Genomic DNA, 20,141 nt, shown 5'->3' with positions numbered 1-20,141 from the left:
TGGTGGGCATCGAGGGGGATCTGCGCGAAGAGTTCGACCGCTGGGAACGCGCACAGTCGGCGACCTTCACCGCGTTGCCTTATGTTCTTCTCGCGGTCAGTGTGAGCATTACCCTGCTCCAATTGCCCGCGCATCTCCCCGTCGTTCTGGGCCTTTCCGGCGCTGCCGGGCTGTGGCTGCTGTATTTCCAGTCGCGTAATACCCCGCACGCATTGCGGGCGGGGTATTACGCCGGTTTGCTGGCGATAGCGGCGGGCTTGGCAGCTCTCGCGCCGTGGTACGGCTTGTTCGCTTTCGCCGGTTACCCGCAGGCTTTCCAGTGCCTGACGGGACGCTGGCGTTACGTCGGTGCTGCCGCCACCGCGGCGATCTCGGCGATGGCGTTTCTCGGCGGAACAGCGAAAATCAGTGCGGAGAATCTGTGGTTGGCGTGGCTGGGCGTCAGCGTGCTCTCGATCGCCGTGGCCGGAGCTGTGTTCTATTTCGTGGAAATGGCCTACCAGCGGAATGAGCTGCAAAAGCAGGCGCTCGCCGAACTGCACGAGGCGAATCTCAAACTGGAGGCCGCGCTGGCGGAGAACGCCGGGCTGCACGCGCGATTGCTGGTCCAAGCCCGCGAGGCCGGAGTGCTGGACGAACGGCAGCGGATGGCGCGGGAAATCCACGACACCCTGGCCCAGGGACTGGCCGGGATCCTGACCCAACTCCAGGCTGCGGAGCAAACCGCGGCCGAACCGGCTGTGCTGGGCCGGCACCTGGCGAACGCGACGAACCTGGCGCGGGAAAGCCTGATCGAGGCGCGCCGGACAGTCCAGTCCGTGGGGCCGTCGGTGCTCGCCGAAGCCCGGCTTCCGGAGGCGATCGGCGAAGTGACGAGGAATTGGTCGGCGGCCAACGACGTCGACGCCGTGCTCACCACCACCGGCGACGCCCGGCCGATGCACACCGACGTCGAGGTGGCGTTGCTGCGGACCGCGCAGGAAGCGCTGTCGAACGTCGCGAAGCACGCGCGGGCGAACCGGGTCGGCCTGACCCTGTCGTACATGCCGGACCTGGTGACCCTCGACGTCCGCGACGACGGCATCGGCTTCGCGCCGAATGCCAAGCGTGCCAACGGTTCCACGAACGGCGGTTTCGGGCTGGCTGGGATGCGGCAGCGGGTGCAGCGTCTCGCGGGGCGGCTGGACGTGGAATCGGAACCGGGTCGGGGCACGGCGATTTCGGCGGCTGTTCCGGCGATTCCGGCTGGTGGTGAGCGGTGATTTCGTTGTTGATCGTCGACGACCATCCGGTGGTGCGGGACGGCCTGCGCGGCATGTTCAGCGCGGACCCGCGTTTCGAGGTGGTCGGTGAGGCCGCCGATGGGGCAGCGGCGATCGCCGCCGCTGAGCAGCTCCGCCCGGATGTCATCTTGATGGACCTGCGGATGCCGGGGACGGACGGCGTGACGGCGATCAAAGAACTGGCGAAACGCGGTGTCCCCGCGCGAATCCTGGTGCTCACGACGTATGACACCGACAGCGACGTCCTCCCCGCCATCGAAGCCGGGGCCACCGGGTATCTGCTGAAGGAAGCGCCCCGGGAGGAGCTTTTCCGCGCGGTCGAGGCCGCGGCGCAAGGGCAGGCGGTGCTGTCGCCGACGGTCGCGACCCGGCTGATGGGACAGTTGCGGCAACCACCGGCGGATCCGTTGTCGGAGCGGGAGGTAGAGGTCCTGCAGCTGATCGCGAAGGGCGCGACGAACCGCCGGGCGGCGGAGCAGTTGTTCATCAGCCAGGCGACGGTGAAGACGCATTTGCTGCACGTCTACGCGAAACTCGGCGTCAACGACCGTGCGGCGGCGGTGGCCGCGGGGTTCGCGCAGGGGTACCTGACGCTGGAGGGCTAGAGCGGGGCGTGGAGGGCCAGTTCGAACGGGGTGAAGCCGCGACCGCGGTAGAAACTGAGCGCGGATTCGTTGGCCGCATAGGCCGTGACGCTGACCTGATTCGCGCCGGATTCTCTGGCCCACGCGAAGAATTCGTCCGCCAATGCCGTTCCGACGCCGGTTCCGCGGTGTGCGGGGTCGACGCGCATGCTCTCCAGCACCCCGACCACCGCTTCCGGCCGGAGCGGGTCGGCGCGGCGGATCCGGCCGATCAGGTGGCCGATCGCTGCGCCTGCGGCGGAGAGCGCCAGCAGGCACAGGGAATCGCTCCGGTGCACGAGGTCCGTGTAGTAGGCAGGGCCTTCGCGTTGTGGCCAGGTGCGGTCCATCCATGGATCGCGCTGTCCGCCGTCCTCGGCGAACAGGGCCGTGGCCGAGGCGACGAGCTGCGGAACGGATTCAGGCGTGGTGCGGACGACAGTGTTCATTCCGAGAACGGTAACCGCCGCGATTTATCTTGAAAATATCGAATTCCCGCGCGATAAACCGGCCCGCTGGCGGCACGTGCCAGGTTTGCGTCAGAACGGCGCGGACCCGCTTCGGAGCGGGTCGCGGGCCGTGAGGGGAACCCTGAGGGAATCAGATTCCCTCAGGGTTCCCCTCACGGCACTTTCGCAGCAGCCGAGCCGCGCGCTAGGCCGACCAGACCCGTTCCCCGCCGACCCAAGTCTCCCGCACCTGAACCCGATCCAACGCCTCCGGATCCGCCTCGAACGGGTCCTCCGCCAGCACCGCGAAATCGGCCAGGAAACCCGGCGCGAGCTGGCCCTTGGTCGTCTCCTCGCCAGAAGCGTAAGCCGACCCCGTCGTGTACACCCCCAGCGCGGCCTCGACGCTGATCCGCTGCGAAGGCCCGAACAACTCCCCGTCCGGAGCGCGGCGCGTCACGCAGCTGCGCAGCGCGTACAGCGGCGGGAACGGCCCGCACGGATGGTCGGACGAACCCGCCACGGCGACCCCGGCGTCGAGCATCGACCGGTGGGCGAACATCCGCTCGACGCGCTCCGCCCCGTAGTACTGGGTCAGCTTGTCCCCGTGCGCGGCGGCGTAGTTCGCGAAGGGCACCGCGACCATGCCCTGGTCGCGCATGCGCTTCAGGATCTCGTCGTCGATGATCGAACAGTGTTCGATGCGGTGCCGAGGGTCTTGCCGCGGGTTGGCGGCTTGCGCCTGGTCGACGGCGTCCAGGACGCGGCGGATCGCGCGGTCGCCGTTGGCGTGCACGCAGACTCGCCACCCGGCGTCGTGCACGTGCCGGACGGTGTCGGCCAGCTGCGCGGCGGAGACCCGCTCGAGGCCGTAGCTGTCGGTGCCTTCGATGGGCTGTTCGACCAGGCAGGTTCCGCCGTTGACGGCACCGTCGGCGAAGGTCTTGACACCGCCTAGCCGCAGCCGGGTTTCCGGAGTGACCGGGAAGGAGGGGAGGGCGCGGAAGTAGTCGAAGTGGTCGTAGGCGGCCAGGGCGTTCACGCGCAGCGTCAGCTGGTCCTGGTCGGCGAGGTGGCGGAGCATCTCCCATTCGGTGCGGCCCACGAGGGCGTCGCCGACCGAGGTGATGCCCGCGGCGTGCAGGTCGGCGGCGTGCCGGGTGAAGGCGGCGGCGAGGACCTCGGTGGACGGGTCCTTCACGATCGTCGGGCGCGGGGTGAAGGCCGGAAACGCCAGGTCGTAGAGGGCTTGGTCGTGGATGACGCCGTCGAGGCGGCCGGCGGCGTCGCGGCCGAGGTGTCCGCCGGGCGGGGGTTCGCTGGCGTCGGTCAGGCCGGCGAGGGCGAGGCCGGGGGAGTTGATGACGCCGGCGTGCAGCGTCACGTGGACGACCAGGACGGGATGGTCCGGGCAAGCTTCGTCCAGCTCGGCGCGGGTGAGTTCGCGGCCGCCGTTGCTGCGGAACGCGTCGTAGCCGCAGCCGATGACCCATTCTCCGGACGGCGTCGCGGCGGCTCGTTCGCGGAGGGCGGCGGTGAGGTCGGCGGTCGAGCGGATCCGCGACGGCGAGAGGTCGACCTGCAGGGATTGGGCGGCGACGACGGTCGGGTGCTGGTGGGCGTCGTTGAAGCCGGGGATGACGGTGGCGTCGCCGAAATCGTGCAGCTGCGCCGAGGGGAACTCGCCGCGCAGGTCGGCGACGGTGCCGTGCGCGACGACCCGTTCGCCGCGCGTCGCGAAGGCCGGAGGCTCGGCGCCGGCCATGGTCACGATGCGCCGGGCGGTGACGATCTGCACGGATTCCGGTGCGGACACGAGGTTCCCTCCAGGTTCGACGCGGGCTGCCGCGCGGCGCTGTGTCCACAAAGGACTGTGGCCACGGTGCCGCACCGCCGATTCTAGGGGCGGCGCGGGCCCGGGCGCATCGTCGAAGCGGGTTGCGGCAATCGGGTGATCTAGGTCCCAGCCGGGGGAACTCCGGAATGAGGACCGGCCCTTCGGCGGTGTATACGCTGGAAGCACAGGGCACCAGGCCCGGCTCCCGCGGCGGCAGGAGGCTCGCATGTCCGGCATCGGTGCGGCGAGGGCCGCGCTCACCGCCGCGGCCGAGCCGTGGGAGATCCAGGTCGGCCGCGACCTCGCCGACCGGCTCGACACCAAACCGCCTTCGCGCTGGTCCCGGCCAGGCGCGGCAGCCGAGGATCTCGCGGACCTGGTCGGCCCCGGCGAGGTGGTGCTGGCGCCGTCGGCGACCCGGCCGTCGGGCGACGGCGTGGTGTGGACGCCGGAGCAGGCCTTGGGCGCGGGCGCGCGCGGAGTGGCGTTGTGGGTCGACGATCTGCCGTATCCGCGCATCGTCGGCGCGATCCCGTACCCGGAGCTGATCGCGGTCGAGCACGCGATGGCGGGCAAGCACTCCTGCCTGGTGCTAACCGGCGTCCGGACGACACTGGTTTTCCGCTACCGCTCATGGGCGTGGCCCGCGGTGGCGGACCTGTTGACGCACGCGCGGTCCCGCGCCCATCGGCCCGGCGCGGCGGAACCGGCGCACGCGGGGCCGCCTTCCCTTGGCTGGGACCGGCTTCCGGCGTCGCCGCTGGTGGCGCTCGGACATACCCGGCATACGCGCTACCTCGGCGCGGAACCGGAACTGCCGCGGCGCTGGCTGTGGCAGCAATCCCGGCCTGCGGCGTTCGTCGCGCTGACGCGGCAGGAGCTGGTGGTCGTGCGGCATGTGCTGGGGCGGCGGCCGTTGACGCACGGGGTGCAGTTGCTGGCGGTGGCGCGGGATCGGATCACCGGGCTGTCTGCGCGGGGTGACCGGTTGCGCATCGCTGCGTCGGCGAGCGGGTTCGATGTGGACCTTGGCGCGGAGTTGGCGGAGGAGGCGCGGCTGCGGTTCGGGCCGATGCTGCGCGCGGACGGGCGGCGGCGGGTGGTGCGGCGGGCGTCGAAGGCTGCTCCGCAAGCCTGATCCGCAGGCTGGCTTCAGGCCGTGTGCTGACACGGCAGGAGCTGGTGGTCGTGCGGCATGTATTGCGCGGAGGCCGTTGACGCATGGGGCGGGATCGGATCACCGGGCTGTCTGCGCGGGGTGACCGGTTGCGCATCGCTGCGTCGGCGAGCGGGTTCGATGTGGACCTTGGCGCGGAGTTGGCGAAGGAGGCGCGGTTGCGGTTCGGGCCGATGCTGCGTGCGGACGGTCGGCGGCGGGTGGTGCGGAGGGCGTCGAAAGCTGCTCCGCAAGCCTGATCCGCGAGCCGCCTTCAATCCGTTGAAGCCGCAAACGCTGGCGGATTCCCTCCCGCGCAACGGACTTCGCCCAGCCCCAGCGCCAGATCGGTGATTCTTCGACGCCCCGCGCACCCGGGCGCGTGGAAAACTACCGTCCACTCCGGACTCTTCCCTTCCACCTGCGGCCGGACGAGGATCGGGCTGTCCGGCTCCGCCGAACGGCCCGCACTCGTCCTTGACATATTGATGGGTCTTCATCACGATGAAGACGTGACCACAACGCTGATTCCCGGCAAGCTCACCGCCCTCGGCGGGATGATCCCGATCGACGGTCGGGTCAGCTGGGTGCCTTCGACGGCGGAGGGCTGGCAGCCGTCGAATTGCTATCTGCTCACCGAGCCGTCCGGGGCGCTGCTGGTCGATTCCGGGCTGGCCGTTCACCGCGAAGCGGTGCTCGACGGGTTGCGTTCCTCGCTCGGCGGGCTCGAGGAGCTCGCGGTCTTCTTCACTCGCGGCGAGATGGACTGTGTGTCCAATCTGGAGCCGATTTCCCGGGAATTCGACATCACCGCGCTCTTCACCGGCGGAGTCGTGAATCCCTTCGACGCTTTCGACGACGTCCACCGGATGCGTTACCAGGGGAGGCGGCAGCAGATCGACACTCGCAGCGAGGGCGGGGATTCGATGCCCCGCGCGCCGCGGCTCGAGGTCGGCACCGGCGGGCGGGCGCTGGAGATCGAGTCCCCGTTGTTGCGGCTGCTGCCGACGTTTTGGGGCTGGGACGCGGAAACCGGCGCGATCTTCACTTCCGACGTGTTCACGCACGGGGTCGTCAGCGACCCGACGGCGGCGCGCGTGATCGATCCGTCCACTGAGGACTCGACCACTGTGGACGATGTCGTCGGCCACCTCGTGGCGAAGTACGAATGGCTCCGCAAGGCGACCACCAACCGGCTGTGCGAATGGCTGGAGGACCGGTTTTCCACGCTGCAGCCGGAAATCATCGCGCCCGCGCGCGGGTGCGTGCTGCGCGGCCGCCCGGTTGTCGAACGCCATCTGCAGTTGATGCTCCAGGCTTTGAGGACGGTGGGCGCATGAGCAAGATCGAAGATCTCGACCTGGACGCGATGGCGCACGAGCTGAGCAGCGACCTGCCGCGGCTCGTCGCGGACGGCGTCACCTGGATCGGGGCCTGTCTTCCGTTCGAAGTGGACGGACGGCTCATCCACGGGCACAACTCGGCGTATCTGGTGCAGGGCGCCGAAGGTTCGGTCCTGGTCGACACCGGCGCGCCGTCGAGCTGGTGGGCGATCGAGGAGGTGGTCGAGCGGGTGCTCGGCGGCCGCGATCTCACCCACTTGTTCGTGACGCATCCGGAACTGCCGCACACCGGCAATCTCCCGCGATTCGTCGAGAAATACCCGGACATCCAGGTGATCGGCGACGTCCGGGATTACCACCTGTTCTATCCCGAGGTCGTGCCGAACCTGCGCGCCACCCGGCCCGGCGATCGGTTCGATCTCGGCGGCGGGCACGAATTCCTCGTGGTGGAAGCCATGATCCGCGATCTGCCGAACACGCAGTGGGGCTACGCGCCGCGCGCGAAAAGCCTCTTCACCGCGGACGGGTTCTGCTACATGCACCGGCCGGAGCTCGACGACGAGGACCCGGCGCACCTGCCGGGCGAATGCGGGCTCACGACCAGCGAACTGCGCCAGCCGATCGCCGTGGAGAACGCCGCGTTCTTCACCGGCAGCGCACTGTATTTCTCCCGTTTCGTCGACGACGCCGACGAACGGTACGCGGGGGTCGCCGACCTCGCCCGGGAACTGGGCGCGGAACTGGTGTGCCCCACGCACGGCAACGTCATCACCGACCTGCTCGACGTGCTGCCGATCGTCCGCGCCGGGCACAAACAGGCCTACCGCGCCTGAAATCCCGGTCGCGCAACCGCCGTGAGGGGAACCTTCACGGACTCTTCTCCGGGCGCTTTTCCCGGACCCCTCACCCCTGATCGCGCTCGTCAGCAAGGAGCGAACAAATGAGGCCTGTGCACGGTGCGGCCGCGGGAGCGGTCCTGCTCCTGGCCGCCGGGATCACCGCCTGCGGCGGCGGAGCCCAGCAAGCGAGCGGCGGCCGCCACGTCGTGATGGCGGTCCAGAGCCTGCCCGACACGCTCACCATCGCCCCGTGGGGCGGGGCGGCGTCGCAGCTCGTCCTTTCCGGGCTGGGTTCCCAGCTCGCGACCTACAAACAGGGCGATACCGCCAACGGCTGCGGTTCCACGCCCGACGGAGTCACCGGGCTGATCGCCGATTCGATCGAGGTGAACTCGGCGCACACGGCGATCACGGTGAAACTGCGCTCGCTCAAAAGCCAGACCGGCAACACGCTGTCCGCGGACGACGTCAAATGGTCGTTCGAGACCTACGGGTTCAAAGCGCAGCCGGTGCTGAAGAAGACCTTCGAGATCGCCGGGTACGACACGTCGAACCTGGTTTCCGTGGTCGATCCGCACACCATTTCGCTGAACGTCAAGAAGTGGAATTCCTACACCGAGGAAATGCTGCAGAACCCGCTGGCGTACGTGTACGACAGCACCGAGGCGAAGAAACACACCACTGGCGCGGACCCGATCGGCCACGACTGGCTGGCCAAGAACATCGCCGACTACAGCGGCTGGAAACTCGACTCCTTCACACCTGGGCAAGCGTTGAGTGTGTCCGCAGTGGCCGGTTACGGCGGGCAGAAACCGGGCATCGACTCGCTTTCCGTGCAGGCGGTGCCGACCGACGCGACCCGGAGCCAGATCGTCACCTCCGGTCAGGCGCAGGTCGCCAGCGGGTTCCAGTACGACCAGTACAAGGCGCTGTCCACGAAACCGAACGTCAAGGTGCACGACTGTCCTGGGCTGAACATGGACAACCTGATGCTGTCGGCCCAGAAGCCGCCGCTTAACGACGTGCGGGTGCGGCAGGCGATTTCGATGGCCATCGACCGTCAGCAAATCGTCACCGGCGCCTATTTCGGGTACGCGAAGGCCGCGAAATCGTCGTTCAACGCCACTTTCAACCTCGGCGCGTTCGGCGACGCCTACAGTTTCGACGCGGCCAAGGCGAAAGCCATGCTGGCGGAAGCGGGCTACCCCAACGGTTTCGACCTGACCCTGACCTACAGCCCGACCCGCCCGGGTCCGGTTTCGCAGCGCACCGCGGTGCTCGTGCAGTCGATGCTGAAGAACGTCGGCATCAACGTCACGCTGCGGCCGATGGCCAGCCCGACCGACTTCTCCACCGCCGTCCTCAGCGGCACCTACCAAGCCGTTCTGTACGGCGAACCGGTCGTCATCGCCGACCCGGCGTACCTGGCCTGGATCAAATTCTCCAACTCTCCCAACAACACCACCGGATTCTCCGACCCGACCTACGACAGCGTGCGGCAGCAGCTCGCGGCGACTCCGGTCGACCAGACCGCCAAGCGCACCGGCCTGCTCAAGCAGCTGGCCCAGATCGGCGACACCCAGACACCGGTGATCGAGCTGGTCGAAACGCCCAACCTGGTCGTCACGGCAGGCGGCGAAAAGACCGCGGCGCCGCTGCCGAACGGGCCGATCCGCTGGTCCGGCATCGCGGGTTGACGGCTTCCCGCGCCCGGTTCCGGGCCATTCCCGGAGCCGGGCGCGGGCCACGAAATACAAGGGGACTGAGCACATGATCGAAATCTGCGGCAAACAAGTCCGCGACACCCTGGAAGAATTGCTCGATCCGGCCGTGAACGCGCTGCTCGTCATCGACATGCAGCAGGGCGCGGTCGCGAAGGGCGGCACCATCGGCGAGGACCACGACCTGTCCATGATGAGCGGCGTCTCCGGACGCTGCGGCCAGGCGATCGCTGCGGCCCGGGAGAACGGCGTCCCGGTTTTCCATGTCCGCGTGGAAAACCTGCCGGACACACAAAGCTCGCCCCCGGCATGGCTGCGGTCGCTGTATACGATCGCCAACGGACGTTCAGTGGACCTGGGCAGGCTCAGCCTGGCGGGCGACCCGGCGACGGACTTCTGCGCCGAATGCCAGCCGGAACCGGGCGAATCTGTCGTCACCAAACGGCGGCCGAGCGCGTTCATCAGCACCGAACTCGAATTGCTGTTGCGCAGCCAGGGAATCGAATCGGTAGCTGTGATCGGGATTTCGACCGGCGGCTGCGTCGAAGCGACCCTACGGGACGCGACGCACCACGATTTCTACGCCGTGCTCGTCGAGGATTGCGTTGGCGCGTATGACACCGAGGTGCACAACGCGGCGATGACCGTGATGCGGGCCCGGCACGACACCTGCACGCTCGAAGAAGCGATCGCCGCGTGGAAGTCGGGCGCGCGCCGCCGGGTGGCGTCGTGAGCGAGCGCGATCTGATCGGCTACGGCGAGCACCCACCGGCGGTGCCGTGGCCGGGCGGCGCGAAGGTCGCCGTCTCGGTGGTGCTGAACTACGAGGAAGGCGCGGAAAGCTCCATCGCGCACGGCGACGAGGCCGACGAGGACATTTCCGTCTTCGGCGGCTGGAGCAGTCCGCCCGAGCGGCGCAGCATGATGAAGGAATCGTTCTTCGAATACGGCAGCCGCGCCGGCGTGTGGCGATTGCTCGGCATTCTGCGCGAATTCGAGGTGCCGTCCACGGTTTTCGCCTGCGGCATGGCGCTGGAACGCAACCCGCAGGTCGCCGAGGCGCTGATCCGCGAAGGGCACGAGGTCGCCTGCCACGGTTATCGCTGGCAGGGCACGGTCGGGATGCCGGAGGAGGACGAGCGCGAGGAGATCCGCCGCGCCCGCGAGTCGGTCGAGAAAACCACCGGCGTCCGTCCGGTCGGGTTCTACCTCCGTGACGGCATCACGGAAAAGACGCGGGAAATCCTCGTAGAAGAAGGCTTCCGTTACGACTCAAACGCCTATTGCGACGACCTGCCGTATTTCGTGCCAGCGGGCGAATCAGAACACCTGATCGTTCCTTATGCGGGCGACACCAACGACGCGCGCTTCTGGGGTCCCGGCAGCCTCGGCACGGCAGACGACTTCGTCGCGGTGCTGTCGGACAGTCTCGATATGTTGCTGCACGAGGGAAACACCGTGCCGAAGCTGATGTCGGTCGGCCTGCACTGCCGGATCGGCGGACGGCCGGGCGTCGCGATCGCGCTGCGGCGGTTCCTGCAGTACGCGCTCGCACAGGAGGGCGTCTGGTTCGCCACCCGCGCGGACATCGCGCAGTGGTGGATCGACCACGCGCCGCGGGGCGCCCGGTGACGCTCGATCTCAGCCGCCTGGTGCACAGCGTCGCGCAGCAGGGGTTCACCGAACTCGACAAGACCGGATTGCGCGGGCAGCGCGACGAGGGCCTGGTCTGCCCGCTGATCAACCCGCAGCTGAGCGGATCGGACGACCTGAACGTGAGCTGGGGCCGGATCCGGCCCGGGCAGCACCACCTGCGCCACCACCATCCGGACGCCTCGGAGTTCTACGTCGTGGTCGGCGGCGAACCGCTGATCCACCTCGGCGACCAGAACTTCCGCGCGCGGCCCGGCGACGCCGTCTACATCCCGAAGTCTGTGGTCCACGGCCTCACGAACGACACTGACCAGGACGTCGACCTGGTGGTTGGCATGAGCGTCGCGGAGAACTGGACTTTCATCCCCGACGAGTAGGAGGCGATCCCCATGGGAGCCAAACCCACCTATCTGCTGCACGACGGCGAACTCGTGCCTTACGCCGACGCCCAGCTCCACGTCCTTTCGACCTCGACCAAGTACGGCGTCGGCGTCTTCGAGGGCTTCCGCGCGTACTTCGACGACGAGGCCGGCGAGCTGTACGCGTTCCGCGTGGCCGACCACATGCGCCGCCTGGTCGCGTCGATGCGGGTCGTCGGGATCGACGGACCCGAGGACGTCGACCGGCTCGAGGAGCAGCTGCTCGGCCTGATCCGGGCGAACGACCTGCACGAGGACCTGCACATGCGGGCGCAGGTGTTCGTGGATTCGCCGGACGGCAAACCGGACGACACCGGGCCCGCGACGGTGTTCATGGCCGCGATCCCGATGGGCCGGTACTTCGACCGGCCCGGCCTGAACGTCCAGATTTCCAGCTGGGCAAGGATTTCCGACCGGTCGATGCCGCCGCGGGTCAAGTCGATCGCGAACTACCAGAATGGCCGCCTCGCGTTGCTTGAGGCGCGCCGCAACGGATACGACGCCGCACTTCTGCCTACTGTGGACGGTCACGTGTCGGAAGGCGCGGGCTACAACGTCTTCATGGTCCGCGACGGCAAGCTCTGCACGCCGCCGGTCACCGAGAGCATCCTCGAAGGCATCACGCGGGATTCGGTGCTGCAGCTGGCGCGGACCGAGCTGGGAATCGACGTGACTGAACGGCCGATCGACCGCACCGAGCTGTACTCCGCCGAAGAGGTGTTCGTCTGCGGCAGCGCGGCCGAGGTGAGCCCGGTCAGCTCGGTCGACCGGATCCCGGTCGCCGACGGCGAGCCCGGCGAGCTGACCCGGGCGCTGCAGGACCTCTACCGGCGCGCGGTCCGCAATCGCGTCGCCGCCGACCGCGGCTGGGCGCAGCCGGTGTACGCGCCGGCCGCGGTGGCCAGGTGACCCGACGGGTCGGTGTCCTGACGGCGGAGCCGGATCGCCTGCTGATCAGCCAGATCGCGCAGGCGGGCCTCGGGTTCGTCGTCCTCGACGCCGAGCAGACCCCGCTCTCCGCCGACCGGTGCGCGGACGTCGTGCTGGCCCTCGCTGGCAGCGGCGTCGACGTGTCGGTGCGGGTGCCGGATCTGTCGCCGCAGACGCTCGTCACGTATGCCAACACCGGCGTGGCGGAGCTGCTGTTGCCGCAGGTGCGGACGCTCGCGGAGGTCGAAGCCGCTCATCGGGCGACGCGCTTTTCGCCAGCGGGAACTCGATCTCGGCAGGTTTCACCGGCCAGTAGGTACGGCACGGATTTCAGCGGTGCGCCAAGGATTGCGGTACTGGTGGAGACCGCCGACGCTGTTGAGCAGGCGGCTTCCTTCGCCAAGTCCGGGCTGGTCGACGCTGCGTGGTTCGGGCCGACCGATCTGGCGGACGACCTGAAGGTCAACCGGCCGGAGTCGGTATCTCAGCTGCAGGAGTTGATCGACCAGGCGCTCGGCGTGTTCCGCGAGCACGGGGTTCCGGTCGGGCTGCCCGCGGCGGACGCGGCCGGGGTTGTCGCTGCCTTCGCACGCGGTGCGGACGCGTGCTCGGTGTATTGGGAGAAGTGCCTGCTCAGCGTGCTGGGCGGGCTTGCAGCGGGGGCAGACGGATGACGATGGTCGTCAGTGCGGAACGGGTCGAGCAGGAGTTCGGCGCGGACATCCCGCCGCGATGCGAGGTGCCGGAGCACGAACGGTTCGTCCTGGGAACTCGCAGCCTCCACACCGACGGCGGCTTCGACCGGTCGCGCGATTACACCGACCTGTCCATCCCGCTGACCGGCCCCGTTCGGCTTCCCGGAGTCCGCGCGGGCGACCGGATCCGCGTCGATCTCCACGGCATCGACATCGCCGACCGAGGCGCGCTGGTGACCCTGCCCGGGCGCGGAGCAGTCAGCGGATTGGGGACGTCCGGGCATTCGGTGCCGATCAAGGACGGCTACGTCGAGTTCGGCGACGGCGTCCGGATTCCGGTGCGTCCGATGGTCGGCAAGATCGGCGTCGGGGTGCCCGGCCAGGCACCCGGCAGCAGCACCGTCGGCGTCCACGGCGGCAACCTCGACTGCAAGGAACTCACCGCGGGCGCGTCGATCTTCCTGACCGCGCAAACCGACGGTGCCGCCCTGTACGCGGGCGATCTGCACGCCTGCCAGGGCGACGGCGAATCGTCGCTGACCGGCGTCGAGGTCGAAGGCGCGATCACGCTGTCCTGGCACCACGCGCGGCCGACCGGTTCCGACCGTCCGCTGGTGCTCAGCGCGGACGACAGGCTGCTGACCATCGGCGACGGCGACACGCTGGCCGAGGCCGTCCAGGCGGCGCTCGACGACCTGCTCGCGCTGACCGTCGACGCGTTCGGCTGGACCCGCGAGCGCGCGGCGATGTTCCTGAGCATCGCCGCGGACGTCGGGATCTGCCAGCTCGTCAACGCCCGGCTGTCGGCCAAAGCGGCGGTGGACGTCGCGCATTTCGCAGGCACGCCGCACGCGTCCTGGCTGACGCGTGCCCAACCGTAGCGGAGGAAACCATGCTCGATCTCATCGTGCGCAACGGCACCGTGGTGACCCCGGCCGGGGTCGAACACGTCGACATCGCGGTGGCTGACGGAATCATCGTCGGGCTTTCCCAGTCCGGGCACGGCGAACCGCCGGAAGCGGCGCGGACCATCGACGCCGCCGGGCTGCTCGTCGTCCCCGGCGGCATCGACCCGCACGTGCACACCAACTCCGTGCTGCCGACCGCCGCCGAATCCGGCATCAAATGCTTCGGCCCGGACCGCGTCAGCGAGGGCGCGGTGCACGGCGGCACGACCACGCTCATCGACTTCGCGCACTGGAAGCCGGGGGAGGAGCTGTGGCAGTCGTTCGAGCGCAAGGGCAAGGAATGGTCCGGCAGCTCGTACACCGACTACGCGCTGCACGGCACCTTCGCCCAGCCGGAGATCCCGTTCGAGGTCCTCGACCAGGTACCCGAGGTCGTCGCGGCCGGGCACGGCAGTTTCAAGGTATGGATGACGAACACGACGCCCACGCGGCCGAAGCAGAAGACGGACGTCGGGCACATCTGGGCGTTGATGGAGAAGACCGCCGAGGCCGGCGCGATGCTGTGCGTGCACGGCGAGGACGACGACATCGTCATGTACGCGTACAAGCGGCTGCAGCGTGAGCAGAAGACTGCGGTGCCGTACATGCCGGACGCGCACAACGCGTTGTCCGAGCAGCTGTCGTTCCAGCGCGTCATCACGCTCGCTCGGCATGTCGGTGCGCCGATCTACCTGATGCACGTCAGCGCGGCCGAAGGCATCGAGGCGATCCGTGAGGCGCGCGGGCGGGAACAGCCGGTGTACGGCGAAGTCCTGCCGCACTACGCGTATTACACCGCGGAGGACTACAAGCGCGAGAACGGCGTCATCTACCACACCTATCCGTCGCTGAAGTCCGCCGCGGACCGGGACGCGATGTGGCACTCGCTGGTCGCGGGCACGCTCAGCACGCTGGCGACCGACGGCGTGTGCACCGACCTGGACGTGAAGACGCGCGGGCAGACGATCCTCGACGCCACTGGCGGGCACGCCGGCGTGGAGGTCCGGATGGCGGTCGCGTACACCGAAGCCGTGGTGCGGCGGGGACTTCCGCTGAACCGGTTCGTGGACTTCACGTCGGCCAACGCGGCGAAGATCATGGGCCTGTACCCGCACAAGGGCGCGATCGCGGTCGGCAGCGACGCGGATTTCGCGCTGATGGAAACGGGTCTGGAGTGGAAGATCACCGCGGCTGACCTGCATGAAGCGGATTACACGCCGTGGGATGGCTACGAGGCGGCGGCCCGCAACCGGCTGACTGTGCTGCGCGGGCAGATCCTGGTCGAGGACGGTGCGTTGCGGTCCCCGTCTCCGGGCGGGCGGTTGTTGAAGCAGTCGCTGTCGTCGGACGTGGCGAGCCGTCCGGCCTGCTGACCCTGCTCTTGAGAAAGGCGCGGCCCGGGTCGCGTCTTTTTCTCGTGGGCTTGTCACAAACTCGGGGGTTGTCCGGTCTTAGCCGACGACCTGGCCTACTCCCCGAGGAGAATCCATGAGCTTGGCCCCTTCCGCCCGTCTCGACGAGGCGGTCCCTTCGCGGTACGCGCTGAAGGTCGGCGACATCGACGTGCTGGTGATCAGCGACGGGGTGCTGCCGATCACCGCCGAAACGCTGGCCACCAACGCCGACCGGGCCGATCTGGCGGCGTGGCTGCGCGAAATGTTCCTGCCGCCGGAGATGATCGACTGGCCGCTGAACGTCGCCGTGGTCCGCAGCGGCGGCCGGACAGTGCTGATCGATTCCGGACTGGGCACCGAATTCCCCGGCTTCCCGCGCGCCGGCCAACTGGCGATGCGCCTCGTCGCGGCCGGGATCGACCCGTCTTCGGTGACCGACGTCGTGCTCACTCACTTGCACATGGACCACATCGGCGGCTTGCTCGTCGAGGGTCTTCGTGGTCGTCTGCGCGAGGACGTGCAGGTCCATCTGGCGTCGGCGGAGGCCGAGTTCTGGCAGGCTCCCGATTTCTCGCGGACCGTGATGCCGGAACCGATCCCGGAGGTGCTGCGCACGACGGCCACCCGGTTCTTGGACGTGTACCGCGGCCAGCTGCGTCCATTCGAGACGGAACACGAGGTGGCACCGGGAGTGCGGATCTGCCGTACCGGCGGGCACACTCCCGGCCACAGCATCGTCCGGCTGGAGTCCGGCGGGGATCGGCTGACCTTCGCTGGTGATGCGGTGTTCCAGCCTGGGTTCGACAATCCTGACTGGTACAACGGGTTCGAGCACGATCCCGAGGAGTCGGCGCGGGTGCGGATTCAGCTGTTGAAGGAACTCGCGGCGAGCGGCGAGCAGCTGGTGGCCACGCATCTGCCGTTCCCGTCGGTCTGCCATGTGGCGGTGGCGGGGAACGCGTTCCGGTTCGTGCCTACGGTGTGGGATTACTGATCAGGCTGCGGCTGGTTTGAGGGCTTTGCCCCGGGTGCGGGCTTTGCTGCGCACCCGGGGATCCATCAGCATCGTCACGATGTCGAGGATCAAGTACGCGCCCAGCGTCGCCGTCCCGAGCACCAGCACAAACCCCTGGATCACCGGGATATCGCCCTTCAGCACGCCGTCCAGCGACCATCCGCCGATCCCGGGCCATGCGAACACGCTTTCCAAGATCGCAGCCCCGCTCAGTGAAGCACCGAACAGGATCACCAGATATGTCAACAGCGACCGCCTGATATCCGCCATCGCGTACCGGTACACGCGGAACTCGCTCAGCCCGCACGCCCGCGCGAATTCCACCTGCGCGCTCCGCAGCGATTGGCTCAACCCGGTGCGCACAGTCTTCGCGAAGTAAGCCGCGAAGAAGATCCCGAGCGTCAGGATCGGCAGCGCCGCGTGCGAGAAGATCGAGCCGAGCGTCGGCCACGAGCCGGACAGCAGGGCGTCCAGTGCCACCGAACCGGTTTGGACCGGCGGGACCGGCGCGGTTGGGTCGACCATGCCTAGCGGGGCGGGGGCCAGGTGCAGGAGCTGGTAGAAGACGTAGACCAGCACGAGCCCGAGCGCGAATTCCGGCACCGCGAGGATCAGCGACGACGCCCAGCTCAGCCCGCGGTCCGCGGGGCGGCCGCGCAGGTACGCGGCGGCGGTGCCCATCGCGGTGCCGAGGACGACCGCCAGCAGCAGGCCGGGCACCAGGATCACCAGGGTGTTCGGCAGCCGGGTGAGCAGTTCGTGGGTGATCGGCGCGCCGGTGAAGTACGACGTGCCGAGGTCGCCGTGCAGCACCTGGACCAGGTAGTCCCAGAAGCGCACCGGCAGCGGTTTGTCGAGGCCGAGTTGTTCGTGGACGTGCGCGATCTGATCGGGCGTGGCCGCGTCGCCGAGCATGGTGACGGCGGGGTCGCCGGGGATCATCGACACGAGGCCGAAGCTCAGCGCGATCAGCAGGACGAGCATTCCGACACCGGCCGCCAGCCGGCGGAGCACGAATACGATCATGCGTGCGCTTCCTTTGCTTCAATGCCGAGATCTTGGCCCGCGTGCAGGCAAGCCACCTCGTGCGCGGCGGCGACCGGGCGCAGCGGAACTTCGGTGGTCGCGCATTCGTCGGTCGCAATAGGACAGCGGCCGACGAGAGCGCAGCCGACGCGGTGTTCGGTCGGCTTCGGCGGGTCTCCGGCGAGCGGCAGATGCGGCAGCCGGTGTCCCGGGTCGACCGGCAGCGCCGCGGACAGCAACGCCTTGGTGTAGGGATGCTGCGGGTGCGCGAGCACGGACTCGGTGGGGCCGATTTCCACGATCCGGCCGAGATACATCACCGCGGTCCGCGAGCACAGCCGCCGGACGGTGTGGATGTCGTGGGAGATGAACAGAAAGGTCAATCCGCGGTCGTGTTGCAACCGGGCGAGCAGTTGCAGTACCTCGGCGCGGACGGTGAGGTCCAAAGAGGACGTCGGCTCGTCCAGCACCACGAACCGCGGCCCGGTGACGAGCGCGCGGGCGATGCCGACGCGTTGCTGCTGGCCGCCGCTGAGGTCGGCCGGGCGGCGGTCGTAGTGTTCCTCGGACAGGCCGACGTCGGCGAGAGTGTCCAGGGCGCGTTGCCGCCGTTCGGCCTTGGTGCCGGACTTTCCGTTGACCAGCAATGGTTCTTCGACGATCGCGCCGACCTTCAACCGCGGGTTGAGCGAGGCGAACGGCTCCTGGAACACGATCTGGAAGTCGCGGCGGCTGCGGCGCAGCTCGGCACCGCGCAGGCTCGTCAGTTCGCGGCCGTCGAGCGTGACGGTGCCGCGGTCGGCGTCGAGCAGGCGCACGAGCAGCCTGCCCAAAGTGGACTTTCCCGACCCGCTTTCGCCGATCAGCCCGAGGGTTTCGCCCTCGGCGACGGCCAAGTCGACTCCGTCGACGGCGCAGACCTGACTGCCGCCGAGGCCGGGGAACGTGCGCCGCAGGTCTTCAGCGACTAGTACCGGCACTGGTGGTCACCTCGATCGAAAGCGGGTGGTGGCACCCGAAGCCGTGGCCCGGGTCCGTCACGGTGAGCGGGGGACGTTCCTCGGCGCACACGCCGTCGGCGCGCGGGCAGCGGTGGGCGAAGTTGCAGCCCGGCGCGGTTTCCCGCTTCGCCGGGGCGGATTTCGGGGCGGCGGTGCGGATGTCGGTGGTCGCCGCGTCGAGCAGCGTGCGGGTGTAGGGATGGCGCGGATCGCCGAACACCGTCGCGACGTCGCCGACTTCCACGACCCGCCCGGAGTACATCACCACGACGCGGTCGCAGTAATTGGCCACGACGCCGAGATCGTGCGTCACCAGCAGCATCGACCGCTGGCTTTCCCGGACCAGGCCGCGGATCAGGTCGAGCACCTGCCGCTGCACGGTCAGGTCGAGCGCGGTCGTCGGCTCGTCGGCGATGAGCAGTCGCGGGCCGAGGCTGAGCGCCAGCGCGATCACGGTGCGCTGCGCCATGCCGCCGCTGAGTTCGTGCGGGAAACCGTCGAGAGTCCGCGCCGGATCGGGAATTCCGGTGGAGGCGAGCAATTCGAGCGCACGGGTGCGGATTTCACTGCGGCTCGCGCGTTCGTGCGCCCGGATGACGTGCTCGAACTGCTTGCCGATGCGCAGCACGGGATTCAAGGCGTCGAACGGGCTTTGCGCCACGAAACCGATCTCGCGGCCGCGGATCCGGCGCAGTTCTTTTGGTGCGGACTGATGCAGTTCGCGACCGTTGAACACGACGCTGCCGCCAGTGATCCGCGCGGGTTTGTGCAGCTGGATCACCGACCGGACGGTGGTGGATTTGCCGGACCCGGATTCGCCGACCACGCCGACGATCTCGTTGTCCCGCACCGAGAAAGACACGTCGTCGAGCACGCGGAACGCGCCGCCGGGAACTGGGAACTCGACTTCCAGGCCCTGGACTGACAGCAATTCGCTCATGCTTTCGCCCCTCCTTCGACGCGGTTCTCGAACCAGTCGGCGATGACGGTTAGGGACGAGACGACGAGGAAGATCGCGACCGTCGGGAAAATCGCGGCCCACCATTGTCCTTCGACCAGCATCGACGCGCCGTCGTGGATCATCGAACCCCACGTCGGCTGCGGCGGGTGCACGCCGACGCCGAGGAAGTTCAGCGCCGCGATGACGCCGATCGCGTTGGCGGCGGCCAAGATCGCCTGCACCAGCACGACGCCGTACGCGTTGCGGAACACGTGGTTGAACGCGACCCGCAGCGGGGAACAGCCGATCGCCACCGCCGCTTCCACGAACCGGGCCTGCCGCAGCGCCACCGCTTCGGCGCGGGTCAGCCGGGCGAAGCGCGGGATGTTGACGACCGCGATCGCGCCGATGACGTCGAGCAGTCCGCCGCCGAGCAGCTGGATGGCGACCACGGCGAGGACGATGACCGGCAGCGCGGAAAACGCGTCGACCACGCGCATGCACGCCTCGCCGATCCGGCCGGTCGTGGTGAACAGTCCGATCGGGACGCCGATCGCGAGCGACAGCATCGACCCGAACACCGCGATCGGCAGGTCGCTCGCGGCGGCGGTGATGGTGCGGGAGAAGACGTCGAACCCGCTGATGTCGACGCCGAACGGATGCGTCGCGCTCGGGGCGGCGGCGATCGCCGACACGTCCGGCACCGTGGCGCTGTGGGGGAGCGGCACGAACGCCGCGACGACCCACAGGCCGGCGAGGAAGGCGAGCGCGGCGAGCACGCCCGCGTTGCGGAACCGGCGTCCGGACCGCCGTCGCGCGGACCGGACCCGGCCGGTGCCGACGGCCGCCGCGGTCATGCCGGGCCTTCAC

21 protein-coding genes are annotated in these 20,141 nt (G+C 68.8%); 15 read left to right on the top strand and 6 right to left on the bottom strand.

The window, feature by feature from the left end; all coding sequences use genetic code 11:
- The first annotated feature begins 2 nt into the window (after positions 1–2).
- Positions 3–1,262, top strand: a complete 1,260-nt coding sequence (locus AB5I40_RS09000) for a sensor histidine kinase (protein WP_370937981.1) — start codon at positions 3–5, stop codon at positions 1,260–1,262.
- Positions 1,259–1,888 carry a response regulator gene (locus AB5I40_RS08995; RefSeq protein ID WP_370937980.1) on the top strand — a complete coding sequence of 210 codons (630 nt, stop codon included), beginning with the start codon at positions 1,259–1,261 and terminating at the stop codon, positions 1,886–1,888. The genes AB5I40_RS09000 and AB5I40_RS08995 overlap by 4 nt, the downstream gene beginning before the upstream one ends.
- Here the strand turns inward: AB5I40_RS08995 and AB5I40_RS08990 are convergent.
- Positions 1,885–2,355 carry a GNAT family N-acetyltransferase gene (locus AB5I40_RS08990; protein ID WP_370937979.1) on the bottom strand — a complete coding sequence of 157 codons (471 nt, stop codon included), beginning with the start codon at positions 2,353–2,355 and terminating at the stop codon, positions 1,885–1,887. The two genes, AB5I40_RS08995 and AB5I40_RS08990, sit on opposite strands and share 4 nt — an antisense overlap.
- A gap of 205 nt (positions 2,356–2,560) precedes the next feature.
- Positions 2,561–4,171 (bottom strand): amidohydrolase, encoded by a 1,611-nt coding sequence (locus AB5I40_RS08985; protein ID WP_370937978.1) that lies wholly within the window; start codon positions 4,169–4,171, stop codon positions 2,561–2,563.
- Between the two features lie 247 nt (positions 4,172–4,418).
- Here AB5I40_RS08985 and AB5I40_RS08980 point away from each other — a divergent pair, with 247 nt between their 5' ends.
- From AB5I40_RS08980 to AB5I40_RS08920, 13 genes are all read left to right on the top strand, one after another.
- Entirely contained in the window at positions 4,419–5,330 is a 912-nt protein-coding gene (locus AB5I40_RS08980) for a hypothetical protein (RefSeq protein WP_370937977.1), read from the top strand.
- Between the two features lie 128 nt (positions 5,331–5,458).
- Positions 5,459–5,608, top strand: a complete 150-nt coding sequence (locus tag AB5I40_RS08975) for a hypothetical protein (RefSeq protein ID WP_370937976.1) — start codon at positions 5,459–5,461, stop codon at positions 5,606–5,608.
- 252 nt (positions 5,609–5,860) lie between these two features.
- Positions 5,861–6,688, top strand: coding sequence for a hypothetical protein (locus AB5I40_RS08970; protein WP_370937975.1), 828 nt, complete (start codon positions 5,861–5,863; stop codon positions 6,686–6,688).
- Positions 6,685–7,524, top strand: a complete 840-nt coding sequence (locus AB5I40_RS08965) for an MBL fold metallo-hydrolase (protein WP_370937974.1) — start codon at positions 6,685–6,687, stop codon at positions 7,522–7,524. The genes AB5I40_RS08970 and AB5I40_RS08965 overlap by 4 nt, the downstream gene beginning before the upstream one ends.
- 107 nt (positions 7,525–7,631) lie before the next feature.
- Positions 7,632–9,227, top strand: a complete 1,596-nt coding sequence (locus AB5I40_RS08960) for an ABC transporter substrate-binding protein (RefSeq protein WP_370937973.1) — start codon at positions 7,632–7,634, stop codon at positions 9,225–9,227.
- Between the two features lie 73 nt (positions 9,228–9,300).
- Entirely contained in the window at positions 9,301–9,984 is a 684-nt protein-coding gene (locus tag AB5I40_RS08955; protein ID WP_370937972.1) for a cysteine hydrolase family protein, read from the top strand.
- A complete protein-coding gene (locus AB5I40_RS08950) occupies positions 9,981–10,883 on the top strand; it encodes a polysaccharide deacetylase family protein (protein ID WP_344272490.1) in 903 nt (300 codons plus the stop codon). Before AB5I40_RS08955 ends, AB5I40_RS08950 begins: the two co-directional genes overlap by 4 nt.
- Positions 10,880–11,281 (top strand): cupin domain-containing protein, encoded by a 402-nt coding sequence (locus AB5I40_RS08945; protein WP_344272493.1) that lies wholly within the window; start codon positions 10,880–10,882, stop codon positions 11,279–11,281. The genes AB5I40_RS08950 and AB5I40_RS08945 overlap by 4 nt, the downstream gene beginning before the upstream one ends.
- Positions 11,282–11,293: 12 nt before the next feature.
- Positions 11,294–12,232 carry a branched-chain amino acid transaminase gene (locus AB5I40_RS08940; RefSeq protein ID WP_370937971.1) on the top strand — a complete coding sequence of 313 codons (939 nt, stop codon included), beginning with the start codon at positions 11,294–11,296 and terminating at the stop codon, positions 12,230–12,232.
- Positions 12,229–12,927 (top strand): aldolase/citrate lyase family protein, encoded by a 699-nt coding sequence (locus AB5I40_RS08935; protein ID WP_370937970.1) that lies wholly within the window; start codon positions 12,229–12,231, stop codon positions 12,925–12,927. Before AB5I40_RS08940 ends, AB5I40_RS08935 begins: the two co-directional genes overlap by 4 nt.
- Entirely contained in the window at positions 12,924–13,829 is a 906-nt protein-coding gene (locus AB5I40_RS08930; RefSeq protein WP_370937969.1) for an acetamidase/formamidase family protein, read from the top strand. Before AB5I40_RS08935 ends, AB5I40_RS08930 begins: the two co-directional genes overlap by 4 nt.
- A gap of 11 nt (positions 13,830–13,840) precedes the next feature.
- Complete coding sequence (locus AB5I40_RS08925) at positions 13,841–15,268, top strand: dihydroorotase family protein (protein WP_370937968.1); 1,428 nt, start codon at positions 13,841–13,843, stop codon at positions 15,266–15,268.
- 115 nt (positions 15,269–15,383) lie between these two features.
- Positions 15,384–16,283 (top strand): MBL fold metallo-hydrolase, encoded by a 900-nt coding sequence (locus AB5I40_RS08920; protein ID WP_370937967.1) that lies wholly within the window; start codon positions 15,384–15,386, stop codon positions 16,281–16,283.
- Here the strand turns inward: AB5I40_RS08920 and AB5I40_RS08915 are convergent, their stop codons facing one another.
- The 4 genes from AB5I40_RS08915 to AB5I40_RS08900 are packed head-to-tail and all read right to left on the bottom strand — an operon-like array spanning position 16,284 to position 20,128.
- Positions 16,284–17,330 (bottom strand): ABC transporter permease, encoded by a 1,047-nt coding sequence (locus AB5I40_RS08915; protein WP_370937966.1) that lies wholly within the window; start codon positions 17,328–17,330, stop codon positions 16,284–16,286.
- The gene (locus tag AB5I40_RS08910; RefSeq protein ID WP_370937965.1) at positions 17,327–18,310 is read right to left on the bottom strand and encodes an oligopeptide/dipeptide ABC transporter ATP-binding protein; all 984 of its coding nucleotides are present in this window, start codon (positions 18,308–18,310) and stop codon (positions 17,327–17,329) included. The genes AB5I40_RS08915 and AB5I40_RS08910 overlap by 4 nt, the downstream gene beginning before the upstream one ends.
- A complete protein-coding gene (locus AB5I40_RS08905; protein ID WP_370937964.1) occupies positions 18,291–19,271 on the bottom strand; it encodes an ABC transporter ATP-binding protein in 981 nt (326 codons plus the stop codon). The genes AB5I40_RS08910 and AB5I40_RS08905 overlap by 20 nt, the downstream gene beginning before the upstream one ends.
- Complete coding sequence (locus AB5I40_RS08900) at positions 19,268–20,128, bottom strand: ABC transporter permease (RefSeq protein ID WP_370937963.1); 861 nt, start codon at positions 20,126–20,128, stop codon at positions 19,268–19,270. Before AB5I40_RS08900 ends, AB5I40_RS08905 begins: the two co-directional genes overlap by 4 nt.
- Positions 20,129–20,141 lie beyond the last annotated feature (13 nt).

This window comes from Amycolatopsis sp. cg13, from assembly GCF_041346965.1.
GTDB lineage: Bacteria > Actinomycetota > Actinomycetes > Mycobacteriales > Pseudonocardiaceae > Amycolatopsis.
Note: the sequence above shows the minus strand (reverse complement) of the source record. Positions and strands in the feature narration are given on the sequence as shown.

Bases quoted from the DNA above. Each gene is read 5' to 3' on its own strand.
- AB5I40_RS08990 (WP_370937979.1), bottom strand. From the start codon at position 2,355: ATGAACACTGTCGTCCGCACCACGCCTGAATCCGTTCCGCAGCTCGTC.
- AB5I40_RS08980 (WP_370937977.1), top strand. From the start codon at position 4,419: ATGTCCGGCATCGGTGCGGCGAGGGCCGCGCTCACCGCCGCGGCCGAG.
- AB5I40_RS08965 (WP_370937974.1), top strand. From the start codon at position 6,685: ATGAGCAAGATCGAAGATCTCGACCTGGACGCGATGGCGCACGAGCTG.
- AB5I40_RS08960 (WP_370937973.1), top strand. From the start codon at position 7,632: ATGAGGCCTGTGCACGGTGCGGCCGCGGGAGCGGTCCTGCTCCTGGCC.
- AB5I40_RS08955 (WP_370937972.1), top strand. From the start codon at position 9,301: ATGATCGAAATCTGCGGCAAACAAGTCCGCGACACCCTGGAAGAATTG.
- AB5I40_RS08940 (WP_370937971.1), top strand. From the start codon at position 11,294: ATGGGAGCCAAACCCACCTATCTGCTGCACGACGGCGAACTCGTGCCT.
- AB5I40_RS08930 (WP_370937969.1), top strand. From the start codon at position 12,924: ATGACGATGGTCGTCAGTGCGGAACGGGTCGAGCAGGAGTTCGGCGCG.
- AB5I40_RS08925 (WP_370937968.1), top strand. From the start codon at position 13,841: ATGCTCGATCTCATCGTGCGCAACGGCACCGTGGTGACCCCGGCCGGG.
- AB5I40_RS08920 (WP_370937967.1), top strand. From the start codon at position 15,384: ATGAGCTTGGCCCCTTCCGCCCGTCTCGACGAGGCGGTCCCTTCGCGG.
- AB5I40_RS08915 (WP_370937966.1), bottom strand. From the start codon at position 17,330: ATGATCGTATTCGTGCTCCGCCGGCTGGCGGCCGGTGTCGGAATGCTC.
- AB5I40_RS08905 (WP_370937964.1), bottom strand. From the start codon at position 19,271: ATGAGCGAATTGCTGTCAGTCCAGGGCCTGGAAGTCGAGTTCCCAGTT.
- AB5I40_RS08900 (WP_370937963.1), bottom strand. From the start codon at position 20,128: ATGACCGCGGCGGCCGTCGGCACCGGCCGGGTCCGGTCCGCGCGACGG.